Genomic DNA, 18,781 nt, shown 5'->3' with positions numbered 1-18,781 from the left:
CATGCCCAGAGCCGATCTCCTCGCACTCACCGATGACGGACTGACCCAGCTCTCCAATGCCGGGCTGGTCAAACGCGCCCAGCGCGAACTGGCCGCCGGCACCGGCCCAACGCTGACCGAACTCGACGACGGCGCGATCGAGGCCCGCTTTGCCGACGGCACGCTGACGCGGCTGGCCGCCGGCCGCGAAATCGCCCTCGCCACCTGCACCTGCCCCTCCTCCGGAGTCTGCCGCCACCGCGTCATGCTGGCCATGGCCTATCGCGAGGAAAAGGCTGGGCAAACCTCGGCTGAAGCCGCTGAACCGGAGGCGTGGAACCCGGCGACGCTCGACCTCGAAGCCTTCGAGGCCGCCCTGTCCCCATCCGAAAAGACCACGCTCACGCGCCTGCTCGCTGCCCGCCAGACCGTCCGTCTCGATTACGGCCAGACGCCATCGGCACGGCTCGCCATGGCCTCCGTCCGCTTCCTGGTGCCCGGCGATATCGGCTATGCCAGATGCGATTGCGCCACGGGACGCGCCTGCGCCCATGTGGCGCTGGCGATCCGAGCCTTCCGAGCCGCCGATGGCGCGGCGGAAGCTGTGGTCGGCGACACTGCCCCGATCGAAGCCGCAGCCGGCCTCGACACACTGCGCAATGCCTGCGACGCGCTCGTCGCCCATCTGGCCGAGGTCGGCGTGACCGCCGGTCCCTCGGCGCATGTCGCCTTCATCGACCGCGCCCGGAAGCAAGCCGAAGCGCTCGGCGCGGCCCAGGCGCTGCTCACCCTCGACGCGCTTGCCGAACAGATCCACGCCTACGAGGCCCGCAGCGCCCGCTATGACGAACGCGCCGTGCTGCGCCTCGCGGCAGAACTTTTCGCCCGCACCCGCGCGGCCGACGCGTCCGCCACACTCGGCCTGGGCGAGCCGTTCGAAACGGCGATGGCCAAGGCGCGGTTGATCTCGCTCGGCGCGCGGCTCAGACAGGAGGGGACGGATATCCGCGCCGCGGTCCTATTGGCCGACACCGATACTGGCGCGACCATGCTGATGGAAAAACTGTTCTCGCCGCAGCCCAACGACAAGGAAGCCTTCCACACATCCGTGCTCCGCCGCCAGATGGCGCCGGCCATCGCGCTCACCGGCATCGGTCGCGGCCAATTGTTGACCAGCGTCGCCCGCCGCCGCGCCGACGGCCTGCTTGCGCTCGGCAGCGGCGCGGGCGGACGGACGCAGATCATGCCGCGCGACGCCCTCTTCGCCTTCCGCCCGCCATTGGCAGCGGTGAACGTCGACGCGCTCAAACAGGCTTTCGCTGAGCGACCGATCTCGCTCATCCGGCCGCGAAAGCAGGTCGAGGACGTGCATGTCTTCGACGTCGAAGACGTCGCCGGCCAATCCTGGTCGCCGGGCGACCAGTTCTGGCAAGCCGCGGTGAAACTCAAGGGCGATGGCGGCATGCTGCATGTCGAACGCAGCTACGACGCCGGCGCCCCTTCGGCCATCACCGTGCTGACCGCAGCCATGGACGGGAAATGGGGCCAGATCCGCCAGATCGCCGGCACCGTCAAACGCGATGGCGCCGTGCTGGTCTGCGAACCCTGGTCGCTCTCCGCCGACCGCTTCATCGTCCCCGACGTCGACACATCGGACATCACGGGTGATATCGGATCCCCCCTCGCCGCCTCAGGCAGGTTAGATGCCTTCGACGAGGTCGAACGCATGCTAAGCGGCCTCCTCCACAGCGGTCGCCGCGCCCGCAGCACGCTCTCCGCCCTGGGCAAATCGCTGGTAGCGCGGCTGGAAACAGTTGGATATCGCACCATGGCCGAGCGCCTGTCCCAACTGCTGCCGGCCGAGGCGAACGACGTCTCGGCGCTCGGTAGTGCAGCCGTCTGGCTGTTGGTCCTGAAGGAAAGCCGCGGCACGTAGGAATAGAGGCTGCCACGTCAATACGGGATTGCGATATGCGCTTCAAAGTCGTGCAGGCGGCGCCGATAGCGGGTGAGCTTGCAGATCGCCGCGAAGATCGCCCGAGCCATGGAATGCATCATGTTCCTCACCCAGTGGAATCCGTTCAACACACAGCAACTGGTTGCATATTCGAGATTTCTGTGCATTGTTCGATCAGGTCTGGAAGACGAAGTCCTGCTGTGGGCACAAACCTCCACCGATGTGGAATTCTTTGAAAACTTCACCCCGGCAGAATAGCCGTCCACCAGGTGAGTTTGCATGTCACCTATCCGGATGAGGCGAACGTTTCGATGCCCGAGGCTCATCTCACCGCCATCCACATTCCCCAAGAGGACCAGAGATGATGCGTTTTTCTCTCTTCGTGGCAGTCGGTTTGGCGGCTTTGTGTGTTCAGGCGACGACCGCCTCGGCTGCAAAAATCAAGCATGTCTTCGTCATTGCCATGGAAAACACCGACGCCCCCGTCGTCTATAAGGGCGTTCAAGGCAAGGACTATCTGGCCGACCTCATCGCGACCTACGCCCATGCGGACAATTTCGTCGACGAATTGGAAGACAAGGTGCATGGCCTCGATGTACCCAGCGAGCCGCATTACATTTACATGGAGGCGGGGACCAATGTTTTCCCCGATCACACCTTCACCAGCGACAGTTCGCCTTCGGCGACCAACAGCACCAAAAGCACGGACCATCTCGTCACCCAGATGACCAGGAACGGTCTCTCCTGGCGCACATACCAGGAGGTGCAGATGACCAGGCAAGCAGGATCATGCCTGATCCGCTCGCTTGGAGATTACGCACCCAAACACAACCCTTTCATTTTTTTCCAGGATGTCTCCGGCACCCCGCCACAGAAGTCCACCCGCATTTGCGAGCAGCACATAAGGCCCTATTTCGCATTCGCGGCTGATCTCGCCAGGAACGACATGCCGGATTATGTGTTCATCACGCCTGACCTCTGTCACGACATGCACAACACCTGTAACAATGTTGGCCGAAACACTGGGGGGAACCTGTGGCTGAAGGCAGAAATGCCGCGTCTCATCGCCTGGGCCAAGGCCAATAAAGGGGTGATTTTCATTACATGGGACGAAGGCTCGGCAACCGGCAAGCTGCCGTTCCTGGCCATCGGCGAGCATGTCAAGCCGCACTATGCCGGCGCGGTGCGTTATGACCACGGCTCGATGCTATTGAGTATAGAGCGAATTTTCGGGTTGAAAGCGCTGCCGACCGTCGCGCACAAAAATGACTTGAGCGACCTTTTCGAGGCCGGATACTTTCCATAACCGCGTTGGAAGAACAGCGTTCGAGCGCAAGCGGAGGGCGCATCTTTTGCGCCGCGTTTGGCGGGCAACGGATTTTCGGGATCGTTTGTTCGTCCGCCTCACTCCTGGGACCAGATCTCGATGGGTTTGCCCCTCTGGCATGGGCGGGTAAGGCGGCAGTCATGGCAGCGCATCAAAGACGATGCTCGGTTTCCCGAGAGAAAATCGATGCCTTGGCCATGTTGAAGCGCAAGCCCACGTCCTTTCGCATCGACCGCGCCTCGTCCACGCTCAATCGCACGCTGAAACGTTTGCCGAGGCAGTCGAACCAGCCCAAGGCATCGGCGCCGAGAAGCTCTGAAAGGGCAAATGTGGCGGCGATGCTGTCGGCTGACCCAGGCTCGACGACGGAAACATCTTCACATCGGACACCCAGCACCGCCTCTCCGGGTGCTCGTTGCTTTTCGAATGCGTAGGCCGAGACGTCGATCGACACATCACCCGTCACGAATTGGCCTGCCCCGTCAAGTTTGCCGTCAAGGAAATTCATCGTGGGAGAGCCGACGAAACCCGCGACGAAGAGGCTGGCCGGCTTCTCATAGATCGACTGCGGATGGGCGAACTGCTCGACCCTGCCCTTGTGCATCACCGCAACTCGGTCCGCCATGGTCATCGCCTCGATCTGATCGTGCGTCACATAGATCATCGTCGATTTCAGCGTCTCGTGCAGTTGCTTCAACTCGACGCGGGTTTCCGCGCGCAGCTTGGCGTCGAGATTGGAGAGCGGTTCGTCGAACAGGCAGATGCTCGATGAACGCACGAGTGCGCGGCCGATGGCAACGCGCTGGCGCTGGCCGCCCGAAAGCTGGCCCGGCTTGCGTTCGAGCAGAGGCCCGATCTGCAACAGTTTCGCCACCCAGGCGACCTTGTCGGCGATGGTCTGCTTCGGCGTTCCGGCAATTTCCATCCCAAAGGAGAGATTGCGGCGCACCGTCATGGCCGGAAAAAGCGCATAGGACTGGAACACCATGGCCAGGCCGCGCTGGCTCGGCTCGAGGCCGCTCACGTCGCGGCCGTCGATGATGATCTGGCCGGCATCGCAGTCGTCCAACCCGGCGATGACATTGAGCAAGGTCGACTTGCCGCATCCTGACGGCCCCAGGATGACGATGAACTCACCCTTTTCGATTTCCATGTCGACCGACTGCAGAATGACCGATTCAGCGAAGGATTTCTTGATCTGGCGGAGAGAAATACTGGACATGGTCAACCTTTGACGGCGCCGGCGGCGATGCCGCGGACGAAATAGCGGCCGGAGAGGAAATAGACGATAAGCGTGGGAATGGCGGTGATCAGGGCCGCGGCCATGTTGATGTTCGGATTGGCCGCACCTCTCGTATTGTTGACGATGTTGGTCAACTGCACCGTCATCGGCAGATTGTCGTTGCCGGCGAAGATGAAACCCAGGAGGTAATCATTCCAGATACCGGTGAACTGCAGGATCGCCACGACGACCAGGATGTTGATCGAGATCGGCAGGATGATCGACCAGAAGGTGCGCAGGAAGCTCGCTCCTTCCATCCGCGCCGCGCGGCTTATTTCTTCAGGCACGCCGACATAGAAATTTCGGAACAGCAGCGTCGTGTAAGGAAGACCATAGATGACGTGTATCGAGACGATGCCGGCATAGGTGCGGAACAGCCCGACATTACTGAGAATCTTGACCGTCGGATAGAGCATGGCCTGGTAGGGAATGAAGAGGCCGACAGTGACCAGGAACATTATGGCATTGGCATGGCGCGACCTCCACTGCGCCAGCGCATAGCCGTTGAGCGCCCCGGCCAAAGTCGATATCGCCACAGCCGGAACGGTGATCTTGATCGAGTTCCACAAGCCTGGACGAACCCCTTCGCATTCAAGACCGGTACATGCCGTTTTCCACGCCGCTATCCAGGAATCGAAATTCGGATGGATCGGCAGAGCGAGCAGGTTGCCCTGCCTGATTTCCTCCATCGGCTTCAGCGAGTTGATGATCACGAGCAGCAGCGGCAGCAGGAAAAAGATCGCCGACACGGTGAGGAAGGCGTAGAGACCGAGACGCGCCACGTGCGGACCGAATATGGATTTCTGAGCAACAGTCATCAGGTCCGCTTCCGGAATTCGCTGAGAAAATACGGCGTCAGCATCAGCAGCGATAGCACCAGCATCATGATCGACGCCGCCGAGGCAAGGCCGAGATTGATGCGCGCGAAATAGAAATCGACTGCGAACTTGGCTGGCATTTCGGTCGAAATGCCAGGACCGCCCTTTGTCATGGAGATGATCAGGTCATAACCGCGAATGACGTCCGACATCAGCAGCACGACGCATGAGGCGATCACCGGCCGCATGCCGGGAAAGATCACCTGGAGATAGGCGCGCCAGATCGGAATGCCCTCCATGCGGATCGCCTTCCAGAGATCGTTGTCGATGCCGCGCAGGCCTGCAAGTATGATGACCATGATCAGACCTGCCGAATGCCAGATGCCGGCGATGACCAGCGTATAGATGGCGCGGTCGGGCCGCATCAGCCAGTCGAAGGTGAAGCTGTCCCAGCCGCTTGCGCGCACCAAGGCCTGCAATCCGTTGACGGGATCGAGGAGCCAGCGCCAGGAAAGACCGGTGACGATCAGCGACACGGCAAGCGGATAGAGGAAAATAGTGCGGAACAGCGACTCCGCCTTGATCTGCCGATCGGCGAACACCGCGAGCAACATGCCGAAGGCCAGGGTGCCGAGGATGTAGAGCACGCCGAAGATTGCCATGTTGAGGCAGGAAACGAGCCAGCGATGGTTTGCGAACAGCTTCAGGTACTGATCGAAACCGACGATCTGATAGGTCGGCATCAATGTCGAACGCGTCAGCGACATGTAGAACGTCCAGGCGATCGATCCGTAGAAGAACAGCGCAATGATCGCAAAGAACACCGCGACTGTCATGTCTGGTCTGAAGGCCTGACGATTGAGCCACGTCGTCATTTTACCATCCTCCTCCTGGTCCACGGAAGGTGAGCGCCGGGACAGAAGACCGTCCGCCCCGACATCCCCTCGTCATTCGCTCCGGAGGATTTTGCTCAGGCTTTCGACGGCGGCTGCCGATGTCATCGACGGATCGGTCCAGAACTGCGTCGCAAGATCGGTCACTTGGCCGTTCAGATCCCCCGCGAGTGCGTCATAGGAAGCCGGAACGACGGCGCCCGGCTGGGCAAGCAGTTTTACCCCCTTCGTCGCGCAGATGTCGAGCATACTGGTATCGACATCGGACCGCGACGGAATCGAGCCCTTGACCGCGGCGATCTTGGCTTCCACTGCCGGGTCCATGATGGTTTGCGCCAGCAGAGTCTGCCCCTTGATGCGATCCTCATCCTTGTTCACCGGGAAGGCGAAGATATCGACCAGCACGGCATAGGCGGGCTTTTCGCTTGGCGCGAGGAAGCAGCCGAAATCCTTGCCTGCGACCTGGCCCGCCGCGAGAAACTCGCCGCGTGCCCAGTCACCCATGAACTGCATTCCGGCCTTGCCGGTGATCACCATATTGGTCGTGTCGTTCCACGAGCGGCCCGGGCTGGCAGGGTCGGCATAGGTCGAAACCTTGCGGAACAGGTCGAAGGCCTTGGGGAGGATGGGCGACTTCATGGCCTCGGGGTCACGCTTGACGAACAGCTGGTTCCAATAGTCGGGACCACCGAGGGCGATGACCATGTTGGTGAAGACCGACATTTCCTGCCAGGGCTCTCCGCCCACGGCAAAGGCGGTATATCCAGCCGCCTTGAGCTTGTCGGCGGCGGCGAACATCTCGTCGAGGGTCTTTGGTTCCTCAATCTTCAGCTTGTCGAACGCCGACTTGGAATACCAGACCCAGTTCGAGGCATGAATGCCCACCGGCAGGCCGACGAGATGGCCGTTGACGACCAGCTTGTCCCAGATGAGCGGCGGCATGACCTTCTGCCAGGCGCCAGTGGAGGCAATATCGTCGAAATTGCGAAGCTGGCCCGCCGTGGCGAGGTCTTTCATCGCGGCGTTCGGCGTCATCAACAGAGCGGAGGGCGGCTCCCCGCCGGCAATGCGGCTGGTCGCCGCGGCAATCGCCGCATCGAAATCGGCAGCCGGACTGTCGATCCATTTGCCGCCACGCGCCTTGTAGGCATCGGCAATGGCATTCATCGCCTTGGATTCGCTGGCGCTGGTCCAGTATTGCAACACGTCGACGGTTTGGGCAAAGGCCGAGGTCGAGGCTGTGAGCAGCCCCAGAAACGCGACAGTTGAAGAGACTCGCTTGAATTTCATGTCAATTTCCTCCTTTGGAGTTCCCATTTTGATTTGAATGGGCGCGACGGTTTAACCGGAGCGCCTCGATGTCACGCCGCCCTGCCGACGGCTCCCCCCATTTCCTTGTTAAGGCTGTCGAGAAATGCCGCCATGTCGGATTTGGAGATCTTGTCGCCGGCAACCCAGGCGACCGTGTTGTAAATGCCGAGGAACGAGCCGCCGCAATAGTCCAGCATCTTCTCGCTTTCCTCATCGTCGAGGTCGAGCTGCTCCTGCAGAAACGCGCCGAAGCGGTTGCGGGCAAATTCCTGCTCGAGCAGCAGGAAGGGCTGGCTCTCGACATCGAGGAGGCTCGACGGCAAGGCAGCGGCCTGGACCTCGAGCACCGTTTCGAGGCGTATGTCGCGTGAGGAGGCACCGACTTCGATCGCCAGCTTGCCTGCGTCCAACAACCATTGGCGATAAGCCGGATCGTAATAGCGCAGGTCGCGCGCCGCGATCTGGATCTCCACCCTTTTGGTTTCACCCGGCTGCAGCGACACCTTGGCGAAGCCCTTGAGCTCGCGGATCGGACGGATCAGGCGCGGATTATGGGGCCGTGCATAGAGCTGGGCAATTTCCTTGCCGGAAACGCCGCCGGTATTCGTCACGTCAAAGGAGACCGTGAACGTGCTTGAGGCGCCGATCCTGTCGGTGTCGACCGTGACGTTCGCATAGTCGAACGACGTGTAGCTCATGCCGAAACCGAAAGGAAAGAGCGGCGCGAGCCGGCGCTTGTCATAGGAGCGGTAGCCGACATGGATACCTTCGCTATAGATGTGCCGGTTGTTCTCGCCCGGATAGGTGAGGAAGCCGGGCGTATCTTCGAGCTGCATCGGGAAAGTGACGGTCAGCTTGCCGCAGGGATTCTGCTTGCCGAACAGCACTTCGGCAACGGCATGCCCCGCCCCCTGTCCGCCGAAGAAGGCGGCAAGCACCGCCGCTGTCTGGTCGATCCAGGGCATGACGACCGCATCCGGCGTCGCCAGGATCACTGCGAACTTGCCGTTGCGGCGTGACAAGCGCTCGATGAGCGCATCCTGGCCGTCGTGCAGATTGAGATGCGTGCGGTCGGAGCCCTCACCGTCGTAACCGACTTCGGTATTGCCGAAGAAGAGGACAATGTCAGCGGCATCGATATCGGCAAGGGCGGCCCGCTCCATGGCGCTGCCGGCTTCGAAATCGGCAATTGCATGGAAGCTCACAGCGGCGCCCGGCGCCATAAGGAGGATTTCATTGAGCGGAATATCGACCTCGGTGGGGCGCGTCGTCGCGCAACCCGAGCCCTGGATGACCGGCTCGCTGGCGGCTGCACCGACGATGGCAATCTTGCGGAGCTTGTTACCATCGAGCGGCAGCAGGTTGCCCTCGTTCTTCAGGAGAACGATCGATTCAGCCGCCATGCGCCGTGAAAGCGCGTGATGCGCTTTTAAATCTGCCGCGGCATTCGGCTGGATGCTGTTGCGGGCCGTGCGAACCAGTTTGAGCAGGCGCAGGCAGGAGCGATCGAGGACCTCGACCGGCACGCGTCCAGCCTCGACTGCTTCCAGCAGCTCCTGCTTGCGGGCGCCGCTCTCCGGCATATCGAGATCATTGCCGGCATTCAGCGACGCCGGCCTGTCCTTGATGCCATGCCAGTCGGAGACGACCACACCATCATAGCCCCATTCGTCGCGCAGGACGTCCGTAAGCAGCCAGTGGTTCTCCGCCGCCTGCACGTCGTTCAGCCTGTTGTAGGAGCTCATGACGGTCCACGGATTGCTTTTGCGGATGGCCCGCTCGAAGCCGGCGAGATAGATTTCGCGCAGCGCCCGTTCCTCGACCACCGAGCTCATCGTCGTGCGCTGGACTTCGGAATTGTTGCAGGCGAAATGCTTGAGCGCCGCACCGACACCGTTCTTCTGCAAGCCATTGATCACTGCGGCGGCGATCTCGCCCGTCAGAACCGGATCTTCCGAATAATATTCGTAGCTCCGTCCGGCAAGCGGTGTGCGGCGGATGTTGATGCCGGGTCCAAGCAATATGTTTACGCCGAAGGCCTGGCATTCGAGGGCGAGCGCCACGCCCAGTTCATGCGCCAGATCGACATCCCAGGAACAGGCAAATGACGAGCCGTTCGGAAAGCACGTCGCCGGACGCGTCGTTCCGAAGGCAGTCTCGACCCCTTCGGCCGCATCCGCGTTGACGACGCTCAGGAACGATGCGAGCTGGCTGTCGTGATCCTGCGGGCCGTCGATCTGTTCGACCGAATAGCGAACCCCATATGTTCCGTCGGTCATCAGCACTTCGGGGATATTCAGGCGATAGTTGGCGGCGGTGCGCCAGAGGCCACTGCCGCTGACCATCGCCACCTTTTCCTCCAGCGTCATCTGATCGACCAACTGGCTTAGATCTTTATCGGTGAGATCCCACGTCATTGCCATTCCATTCCAATGCTTGGCTATTGTGGCGGCCTTTGCCGGCCGGTTCCCGGTGCGGCATTGCCAGCCGCCTCAATGATGAATGGATTGATGACATAGGAAACACACCTCATCTAGCCGCGAAAATTGCTCTGGAGTTACGACAGTTTTTGATATTTAATCGATTTTGAGTGAGGAGCACGACAATGAACACCGCTTTTCTGAAGGTCGAACCCTGGCAGGACGGACGGAGCTGCGGTTTCGAGGCGCATGAACCGTCTGCGGATGTCCATTGCCGTCCCTTCGTCCACGGATATGCGGATGTGCCATATCATTGGCATCGGGAGATGGAGATCCTCTTCGTCCTCAGGGGAAGCTTCCGATTGGTCGTCGATGGTCAGACATGCGAGATGAACGAGGAGGATTTGATCATCATCAACGCCGACGTGCCGCACAATTCGGCATCGATTTCGCGTGATGCACTGATCTGCGGCGTTCACCTCGATGTCGGCCATTTCGAGCGCATGGGGCTGCCCGGCTTTGCGACGCGCCACTACCTCTGCCGCACCTTTCTGCACAGCCGCTCGTTCATGAGCCGCGTGGCGCCGATCAAGGCCTTCATGGCCAGAATGATCCTTGACCAGACCAACCATCCGGAAGAGGCCATGGTCCGACTGACGTCTGCCAATCTCCTGGCCTGCTATGTCTATCGACACATTGCCTACGAGAATGCCGATCATTCGAACGCGCAGCTTCGATCGGACAGCCGCGGGCGGATCCTGAAGATCATGGACAAGCTCGATGGGAGAGACGACAACCGGCTGCTCGGCGCCATCGCCGAGGCCGAGGGACTGACGCTCAGTCATCTCTCACGGCTGTTTAAACGCCATCTCGGCATCGGCTACAGAGACTATTCCCAAAATATCAGGCTCGACCGGGCTGCAGAGGAATTGCGCACGACCGAACGGACGATCAGTACCATCATGGAGCAACAGAGCTTCGGCAACCCAGCCGTTTTCTATAATAAATTTCGTTCCAGGTTCGGCTGCAGCCCCGCCGAGTACCGGCGCGGCCGGCAATTGAAAAAGCTGGAGAGCATGCTCACCGACGAAGACGCCGCGGCAGCGCAGAACCTGTTGCTGACCCACGCATCCGGAATTGGCAAAGCCACCGACCTTGCAATCGGATTGGCGCATGGGGGAAAGCGCCAGACGATCATAAGCGCGCCGCATGGCTTTGGACCGCAACACGTCGCCGCTGCCAGGCAGAAATAGATCACTTTTTGATCTTTTCCACCTGGCAAATTTGATCACGCGGAGCAGGCCGAGGACGTCGGGTGCTCGATTGGCGATGCCCTGGCGGCGAGCGGTCACTGGATCGCCAATTGCCGCGACCGTGCGCCGGCACCATCCTATTCCGCTGCCAGCGCCGCGACTTCCCGCCGGAATGGCAGCGCATCACCGATGTCCGGTTCATCCAGTTCACGCGCAAACCGATGGCCGGCATATGTCGCCCAGGCGATGGGACCCGGCGCTTCCGCATCTCCAATGACCTTGATGGAGCGGATGCCGTTCTGCTCCCACTCGCCTCGACGCCGCTGAAGATCGCGCCAGACGCCGTCATTCTCCTGGCGCGATGTCACCAGGACGACCGCATCGGCCGCAATCTCCCTCGCTCTGCCGGTGTAGACGCAAGAAGAGACGACGCCTCCCGCCGTGACCCGCGCAACGGACTGGTTGAGCACGATCTCGACGCCGAGTTCGGCAAGGCGGCGATGGATGGCGCCTTGCTCCAGCGTATTGCGCGTCCAGTCCGACACATAGGCAGCAGGTGTGATCAAAGTCACGCTGGCGCCGTTGCGCGCCATCAGTTCGGCCAGCACACCACCCATGTAATAATGGTCGTCATCGAACAGCACCACCTTGCCGGCCGGGATATCTCCATTCATGAGATCATCTGGCGTATAGACCTTCATGGCGGGATCCATCGGCATAGGCACGACATGCGCCCGCGCAACGCCATCCCGCCGCCAGCTCGAACCCGTCGCGATCGCGACATTGTCAAAGCCGAAGGCCAGGATATCTTCCGCCGACAGCCGGCTCTCGAAATAGACGTCGACATTCGGCATCTGGCTCAATTGATATTGCCGATAGTCGCGCACGCGTCCCCATGCCGACAAACCGGGCAGCCGACATTCGCGTGCGACGCGGCCGCCAAGTTCCGTACCGGCCTCGGCCAGCGCCACCCGATACCCCCTCAGGCCCAAAGCGCGAGCCGCCTCCAATCCGGCAGGACCGGCGCCGACAATCAGCACGCTCTCGCTCGCCCCTTTCGCCTGCATGCGCTCCGGGTGCCAGCCCTTGCGCCATTCTTCCATGAATGTCGGGTTTTGCGTGCAGCGCGAGATCGACATGGTCATGTCGCCGGTAATGCAGATATTGCAGCCGATGCATTCCCTTATGTCTTCAATCCGCCCCTCCTCGATCTTCCTGGGCAGGAACGGGTCCGCGATCGAAGGCCTGGCGCAGCCGATGAAATCAAGTATTCCCGACTTGATCATCCGAACCATGACATCCGGCGACGTGAACCGGCCGACGCCGACCACAGGCTTGGTCGTCAGCTCCCGGATGCCCTTCACCAGAGCCTCTTGCGCCGCCTCCTCCTTGAAACGCGAGGGACCGGAACAGTCTTCCCAGGCGCCATGCGCAAGATCCCAGAGGTCGGGCAGATCGGCATGCATTTCCACCATGTCGCGGACTTCCGCGTTGGAAAAGCCGAGTTCGCCGATGATTTCGTCGAGAGAAATCCTGAGCGTCAAGCCGCAGGTATCGCCGATCGCGTCGCGCCCCTCCTCGATCAGCTCCCGCATCAGACGGGTGCGGTTTTCGAGGGAGCCGCCATATTCATCTGTTCGCTGGTTTGTCGCTGCCGAGAGGAAATGCTGGATGATGCCGAAGCCATGGGCACCATAGAGGCAGACAAGATCGAAACCGGCCTGTTTTGCCCGCTTATAGGCGTTTCTGTGCCAGCGACGGAGGTCGCGGATATCCTGCTTGTCCATCGCCCTCGCCTGTACCGGATCATTGGTGAATGTCCGGATGGGCAGTGCAGAGGGGCCGCGCGGAACCTCCTTCGTGTAGAGATTGGGGCCGTTGATGCCCGAATAGGCAAGCTGGATTCCGGCCAGGGCGCCATATTCATGCATGGCCTTCGCCATCTTCGCCAGCATCGGAATGTCGGCATCGTCCCAGAGCCGTAGCTCGATGAACGGCGTGATCTCGGACGTATGGTGCATCTCGGTCTGCTCGGTGAAGATCACCCCCCAGCCGCCCTCGGATTTCATCCGGCGCATTTCCGCTGCCGCCGACGGGTCGCGATAGCCGCCGCCATTGCAGTGTGGAACCTGGTAGAACCGGTTCTTTGCCGTGACCGGCCCAATCTTCATCGGCTCGAACAAGATATCGTAGCGCGGATCGCGCATGCGCCTCTCCTCAACGGGACTTAACACTTGCCGGAACCGCAAGGGCGTTGTCGTACGCTGCTCCCTCCGGTCCCATCAAGGCAACGTCGCTTGGTATTTGATCCAGGTCGTCTTCAGTGCCGTGTATTTGTCCAGCGAATGCAGCGATAAGTCCCTGCCGAAGCCCGATTGCTTGATGCCGCCGAACGGCGTCATCGGACTGAGCGCATCCACGGTGTTGACCGACACCGTGCCGGCGCGCAGGCGGCTGGAGACGCGGTGGGCTCTCGACAGATTGCTGGTCCACACCGACGCCGCCAGGCCGTAAGCCGAGTCATTGGCCATTCGGATCGCCCCTTCCTCGCTGTCGAAGGCAACGATCGCCAGCACCGGACCAAAAATCTCATCGCGTGCGAGCTGATTGTCGGGCGAGACCTCGTCGAAGATTGTCGGCACGACGAAGCTGCCGAGGCCATTTACCGTCACCTGCTGCCCGCCGGTGACCAGACGGGCGGTTTGCTTGCCGGCCTCGATGAAGCGCATGACATTGGCCGCGTGGCCCGCATCGACCATGGCGCCCATCCTGGAGGCAGGGTCGAGCGGATCGCCCGGCTGCATCGCAGATGCGCGCTCCACCAGCTTGTCGACCAGCACATCCTTGATGCTTCTCTCGACAAGAAGACGCGAATTGGCCGAACACACCTCACCTTGATTGAAGAATATGCCGAAGGCGGCCATATCCGCGGCGGCATCCAGATCGCTGCAATCGGCAAAGACGAGATTGGGGCTTTTACCACCCGTCTCGAGCCAGACCTGCTTCATATTGGATTGGCCTGAATAGGTGAGAAAGAGCTTGCCGACGGCTGTCGAGCCTGTGAATGCCAGGCAGTCGACATCCATATGCCGCCCCAGCGCCTGGCCGGCTGTTTCGCCATAACCCGGCACCACGTTCAGCACGCCCGGCGGGAGGCCGGCTTCCAAAGCCAGTTCCGCCAGCCTGAGCGCCGAAAGCGGCGACTGCTCGGCCGGTTTCAGCACGACCGAATTCCCCGCCGCAAGCGCCGGAGCGCATTTCCAGGTCGCCATATCCAGGGGAAAATTCCACGGCACGACCGCCCCGACGACCCCGAGCGGCTCTCGGCTGATCAGAACCAGGTCGCCTTCTGCGGTGGGGGCGATTTCGCCGTAAAGCTTGTCTATGGCTTCCGCATACCATTGAAATATCGCGGCGGATCCCGGCACGTCGACGGTGGCGGCATCCTGCACCAGCTTGCCCATGTCGAGAGATTCAAGCAGCGCAAGCTCGACCAGGTTTTCGCGCAGCAGGTTCGCCAGACGCAGCAACACCTCCTTGCGATGCGACGGGGCAGCTCTCGACCAGGCACCGCTTTCGAAGCTGCGCCGCGCGGCAGCGACAGCAAGATCAACATCGTCTTCGTCGCACGCGGCGATCTCCGCCAATGTCGCACCGGTTGCCGGGTTTACGCTGGCAAATGTGCGCCCCGAACGGGCGGCGACGAATTTGCCGTCGATGAAGGCTTTGTCGCGGAAGCGGATTGCCGCCGCCTTCTCAGTCCAATCCCGATGGCTAAGCTCTGCCATGCCCTCGTCCTCTCCCAATACTATTCGTCGCCGGCAACGCCGTAGCTCGGCGCCTCCAAAGGGTTGAGCGCCCGCGTGACATAGGCGTCGAGCTGCGGCTTGTAGATGTCCCAGAGTTTCGCCAGTTCCTCGATCGGGCAGTTTTCGCTCCAGTCGCAACGAAGGTCGGCGACCGGCCATTGCACGTCCCGCACCAGCCGCATCCCGGCCGAGCGGACGGGACCTACCTCGCCACCCGCTTTCAATGCGGCGCGCATGGTGGATATGAGCCGATCCCCGAGATGGCCGGAGCTCGAAAGAAAGGCATCGACCATGGCCTGCGGCACGGACGGATTGGCCAGAAGGTTGCCGCCACAGGCGACGCCCCCGGCCTGTGCCCCTGCCCAGATGCCCAGCGCCTTGGAACCGGAATGGATCGCCGTCGCGCCCTGCGCGTCGACGACAAGAAGCTGCCGATAGTCCCTGTAGGGCTCCGCGCGCCGCAGGATCTCCACGGTCTCGGACGCCGATGCGCCTCGCGCCAGCAGGTCCAGTGCCTGCGGTCCCAACATGGGATTGGTAACGTTCTGGCTGGCGACGGCGCCGACATGGGCCTGGGCATAGGCACACCGTGCCGCCACTGCCGGCGATGACGACGAAACCGCCACGCCGAACATGCCCGTATCCGCGCATCGAGCGACGATCGAAAAGGTCATGGAAGCATCCTAATCCGGAATTACCGCTGTGCCGTCGATCTCGACAAGCCATTCCGGCCGGGCGAGCGCCTGGACGACGAGGCCCGTCGAGACGGGATACACACCCTTGATATACTCACCCATGGTGCGATACACAGCCTCCCGGTGCCTGATGTCGGTGATGTAGACGACGACCTTGACCAGGTGCTCCATGGTGCCGCCACACTCCTCGATCAGCTGCTTGATATTCTGCATGACCTTGTGCGTCTGCTCGACGGGGTCATGGCTGTCGATATTCTTGGCCGTGTCCAGATCCTGAGGGCACTGTCCTCTCAGGAAAATCATCGTGCCGCGCGCGACGACAGCCTGGCAAAGGTCATTGTCGAGCTTCTGTTCCGGATAGGTGTCCTTGGTGTTGAATGTGCGATGCCTGTGGTGCTGCATGTTGCCCTTCCATTTCACGATCGGCGGAAAACGTCCCCGCCTGCGGGATCGTGGCGTTGATTGATGTAGGAGACAATTATTTTCGCTCCCCTCGCCGAAGCCGAAGAGAAGCGCCGTTCAGCCTGACATGTGCAACCTCCCCTCGTGCCGCACGCGCTGGCGCGAATATCTGCCGACGTTATCCATGGCAGCGGCGAAGGGTAAAGTCGCAGTTTTCTCATCTCGGCTTAGGCTGAGGCTAATCAACGCGCCTGCGGCAAAAGATATTCGGCGATTTGAAGCATGGACAAACCGGATGCACCCGGTTTCATTCACCCACTATCGCCGAGGCCGAGCCTGCAGCGTCCGGCGAAATACTATTTCCCTTGTCATGAGTTCAGGAAATCCGAAGTCGCTGCCGCCGCCCGTGCAGAATGCCACAACTGGAAGCGCGGCAAATCACGATTCCCCTCAGCCACATTGGCTGCAAAGCGAATGGCAATGCATGGGTCGATAGCAGCGACTTAGAAAACGGCACGACAAGATCGACCTTACCGCCTCCGACGCGGTGACGCGCTTTGCCGAACTCATCAAGCATCACGCCGTTCGATCGGGAACGGATGTCGTGATTTCGTCCGGCACGGACACGCTCACGCTCGACGATGTCACGCTCGACCAACTCGATGACTCGGACTTCGTGCTGTAAGCATATCGAAGTCTTTGCAGAACCAACGCCGCTGAACTCCGGATGGCCCCACTTGCGTCGGGGGCATCGCGCGCTCACACGATTGCCGTCGATGCCCCTTGCACACGATATCCATTTCAATCTATGCGTACTTTACTGACTGAGGCTCTCTTACCATTTGCACAATTGATGATTTCTCTCCCGTTCCTCCTGCACACCGCCCTGTTCATCCTCCTCCTGCTCTGCCTGCAACTGCTGCTCCGGGCCGGCAGCGGCCGCGCGATCGTCACGATCAGCCGCCGTTCCCCTGCAGATGTCGCGACGACCTGGGCCAATCTCCAGCACGCCTGGGAAAAGACCGGCCTGACCTTCGCGCCAAGCGATGTTCTTGTCGCCGAGGACGGCACATGCACGATCAGGTCGCGCCGCTCGCCCGAAATTGACGCGATTATCATGCGGCCGCTGCCCGCGCCCGGGCAGCATTCCATCGTCTTTGCGGTCGAGAGCACCTATGGTCTGGCGATGGCCAAGGATATCCAGCATTTCGAGCATTGGCGGGTCGAACCCGATGGCGCAGGTTCACGTGTCATCCTTGAGACGCGTTTTCGCGCAAACCTTGCCGGCACGATCAAGAACCTCCGGGCACTCTGGAAACAGGCCGGCATCGTAGCCTCGCCGGAAGCCGGCCAGCGCATAGCCGATATCGATGCGCAACCGACCCCTGCCGCCGAAAACGGTCCGAACGGCAATGCTGCGGCGAAAACGCCGCGCAGGATCACGCCTGCCCGCCTGCCCTCCCACTACGGCCGGGAAGCGGCGATGTCGCTGCTCGCCTTTGCCTACCTGTTGACGCAATACAAATGGCAGTCCGCCATCGTGCTGGCAGGCGTCATCCTCTGGCACGAGTTTGGTCATCTCGTCGCCTACAGGCTGACGGGCAAGACCGGCAACCGGCTGATGCTGGTGCCGTTCTTCGGCGGCGTTGCCGTGGCGGGAGCACCACACAAAAGCGAGTTCGAGAAAGCCTTCTGCTCCCTCATGGGTCCGGGCCTTTGCGCGCCGCTGAGCCTCGGCAGTTTCGCGCTCTGGTATTATGACGTGGCGCCAGACTATGATCAGTGGTTCTGGCACATCTTGCTTTTCAGCTCGATCCTGAACCTGCTGAACCTCTTGCCGATCTATCCGCTCGATGGTGGCCAGACGGCCGAAAGCTTCCTGCGCTCCTTCCTGCCGTCCTCGCTTCTGGTGCACCTGTCCGGCCTCTCAGTCGCCGGCCTCATTGTGCTCCTGGGTTACGGCTACTACGAAATGGCGACATATGTCGGCATCTTCTGCCTGATGAGCTTGAGGAACCTGCCCTCGCACTCCTATCTGCCGGCAATGTCGGGCCGGCAGGCATTGGTGATGGCGTTGTTTTATGCGGTGATCGTCGCTGTGCATGGCGGGGTGTTTTATTACATCATGTCGACGTGACGTGAGGCGGACATACGAACGATCGCTTCGTTGCGTGACCAGCCCCCCGACTTGCCGGGGCGCAAAGAGAAAAAACGCGTCGGCAGCAGCCAAAATATGCGACGCGCTTTCTGCCGATCCTGGCCCAGCTCAGAACTTGCGGCCATGCCGGTCTGCTATCGGCATTTTTTCGCGAGAACGAATTCTTCGCAAGAGCACTGCAGTCCAGACTCAATTATTTCGTCGAACATAGATCGCGCCAACGCCCGTCTTATTAAGGAATAGTGGTTGAAAATTATACTTAGGATTCTCCGAACAATAACGGAATCGCGAATTTCCTGGGGTGCGTCTGATTGACTCATGTGGTTTGGGATTCCCGTCGGGCTCAAATCGACGTATGTCGATGAGATGATCGACGAGGATAGCATCCGATATCGCTGGGAGACGGTTGGGCGCACGCTTGATGAGCGCGGTCGTCGGATGTTTGCGGCGGCCGAGGCGAGCACAGCGGGCTGGGGC

At 61.0% G+C, this 18,781-nt stretch carries 15 protein-coding genes; 6 read left to right on the top strand and 9 right to left on the bottom strand.

What is annotated here, in order from left to right; translation table 11 throughout:
- The first annotated feature begins 1 nt into the window (after position 1).
- From AC1D06_RS25280 to AC1D06_RS25270, 3 genes are all read left to right on the top strand, one after another.
- Entirely contained in the window at positions 2–1,915 is a 1,914-nt protein-coding gene (locus AC1D06_RS25280; protein WP_477988564.1) for an SWIM zinc finger family protein, read from the top strand.
- A 120-nt stretch (positions 1,916–2,035) separates the two neighbouring features.
- Entirely contained in the window at positions 2,036–2,194 is a 159-nt protein-coding gene (locus AC1D06_RS25275) for a hypothetical protein (protein ID WP_477988562.1), read from the top strand.
- A gap of 103 nt (positions 2,195–2,297) precedes the next feature.
- Complete coding sequence (locus AC1D06_RS25270; RefSeq protein ID WP_477988561.1) at positions 2,298–3,242, top strand: alkaline phosphatase family protein; 945 nt, start codon at positions 2,298–2,300, stop codon at positions 3,240–3,242.
- A 172-nt stretch (positions 3,243–3,414) separates the two neighbouring features.
- Here AC1D06_RS25270 and AC1D06_RS25265 read toward each other — a convergent pair whose 3' ends face one another.
- The 5 genes from AC1D06_RS25265 to AC1D06_RS25245 form a co-directional block, all read right to left on the bottom strand.
- Entirely contained in the window at positions 3,415–4,485 is a 1,071-nt protein-coding gene (locus tag AC1D06_RS25265) for an ABC transporter ATP-binding protein (protein WP_477880556.1), read from the bottom strand.
- Positions 4,486–4,487: 2 nt separating this feature from the next.
- Positions 4,488–5,363: a carbohydrate ABC transporter permease gene (locus AC1D06_RS25260; protein ID WP_477880558.1), complete on the bottom strand. Its 876-nt coding sequence runs from the start codon at positions 5,361–5,363 to the stop codon at positions 4,488–4,490.
- A complete protein-coding gene (locus AC1D06_RS25255) occupies positions 5,363–6,238 on the bottom strand; it encodes a carbohydrate ABC transporter permease (RefSeq protein ID WP_477880559.1) in 876 nt (291 codons plus the stop codon). The genes AC1D06_RS25260 and AC1D06_RS25255 overlap by 1 nt, the downstream gene beginning before the upstream one ends.
- A 72-nt stretch (positions 6,239–6,310) precedes the next feature.
- Entirely contained in the window at positions 6,311–7,546 is a 1,236-nt protein-coding gene (locus tag AC1D06_RS25250; protein ID WP_477988560.1) for an ABC transporter substrate-binding protein, read from the bottom strand.
- A gap of 71 nt (positions 7,547–7,617) precedes the next feature.
- Entirely contained in the window at positions 7,618–9,984 is a 2,367-nt protein-coding gene (locus AC1D06_RS25245; RefSeq protein ID WP_477880563.1) for a beta-glucosidase, read from the bottom strand.
- 188 nt (positions 9,985–10,172) lie between these two features.
- Between AC1D06_RS25245 and AC1D06_RS25240 the strand changes: the two genes are divergently transcribed.
- Entirely contained in the window at positions 10,173–11,240 is a 1,068-nt protein-coding gene (locus AC1D06_RS25240) for an AraC family transcriptional regulator (RefSeq protein WP_477988558.1), read from the top strand.
- 137 nt (positions 11,241–11,377) lie between these two features.
- Here AC1D06_RS25240 and AC1D06_RS25235 read toward each other — a convergent pair whose 3' ends face one another.
- From AC1D06_RS25235 to AC1D06_RS25220, 4 genes are all read right to left on the bottom strand, one after another.
- On the bottom strand, positions 11,378–13,447 hold the full coding sequence (locus AC1D06_RS25235) for an oxidoreductase (RefSeq protein ID WP_477880567.1): 2,070 nt from the start codon (positions 13,445–13,447) through the stop codon (positions 11,378–11,380).
- Positions 13,448–13,522: 75 nt separating this feature from the next.
- Positions 13,523–15,028, bottom strand: a complete 1,506-nt coding sequence (locus AC1D06_RS25230) for an aldehyde dehydrogenase (RefSeq protein ID WP_477988556.1) — start codon at positions 15,026–15,028, stop codon at positions 13,523–13,525.
- A gap of 20 nt (positions 15,029–15,048) precedes the next feature.
- Positions 15,049–15,723, bottom strand: coding sequence for a DUF1028 domain-containing protein (locus tag AC1D06_RS25225; RefSeq protein WP_477988554.1), 675 nt, complete (start codon positions 15,721–15,723; stop codon positions 15,049–15,051).
- A gap of 9 nt (positions 15,724–15,732) precedes the next feature.
- A complete protein-coding gene (locus AC1D06_RS25220) occupies positions 15,733–16,146 on the bottom strand; it encodes a RidA family protein (protein WP_477880573.1) in 414 nt (137 codons plus the stop codon).
- A gap of 547 nt (positions 16,147–16,693) precedes the next feature.
- On the opposite strand from AC1D06_RS25220, the gene AC1D06_RS25215 reads away from it, so the two are divergent.
- Both AC1D06_RS25215 and AC1D06_RS25210 read left to right on the top strand, forming a co-directional pair.
- On the top strand, positions 16,694–16,831 hold the full coding sequence (locus AC1D06_RS25215; RefSeq protein WP_477988553.1) for a hypothetical protein: 138 nt from the start codon (positions 16,694–16,696) through the stop codon (positions 16,829–16,831).
- A gap of 168 nt (positions 16,832–16,999) precedes the next feature.
- Positions 17,000–18,283, top strand: coding sequence for a hypothetical protein (locus AC1D06_RS25210; protein WP_477988552.1), 1,284 nt, complete (start codon positions 17,000–17,002; stop codon positions 18,281–18,283).
- The last annotated feature ends 498 nt before the right edge of the window (positions 18,284–18,781 follow it).

It is taken from the genome of Rhizobium sp. P2_G2 (assembly GCF_056403555.1).
Note: the sequence above shows the minus strand (reverse complement) of the source record. Positions and strands in the feature narration are given on the sequence as shown.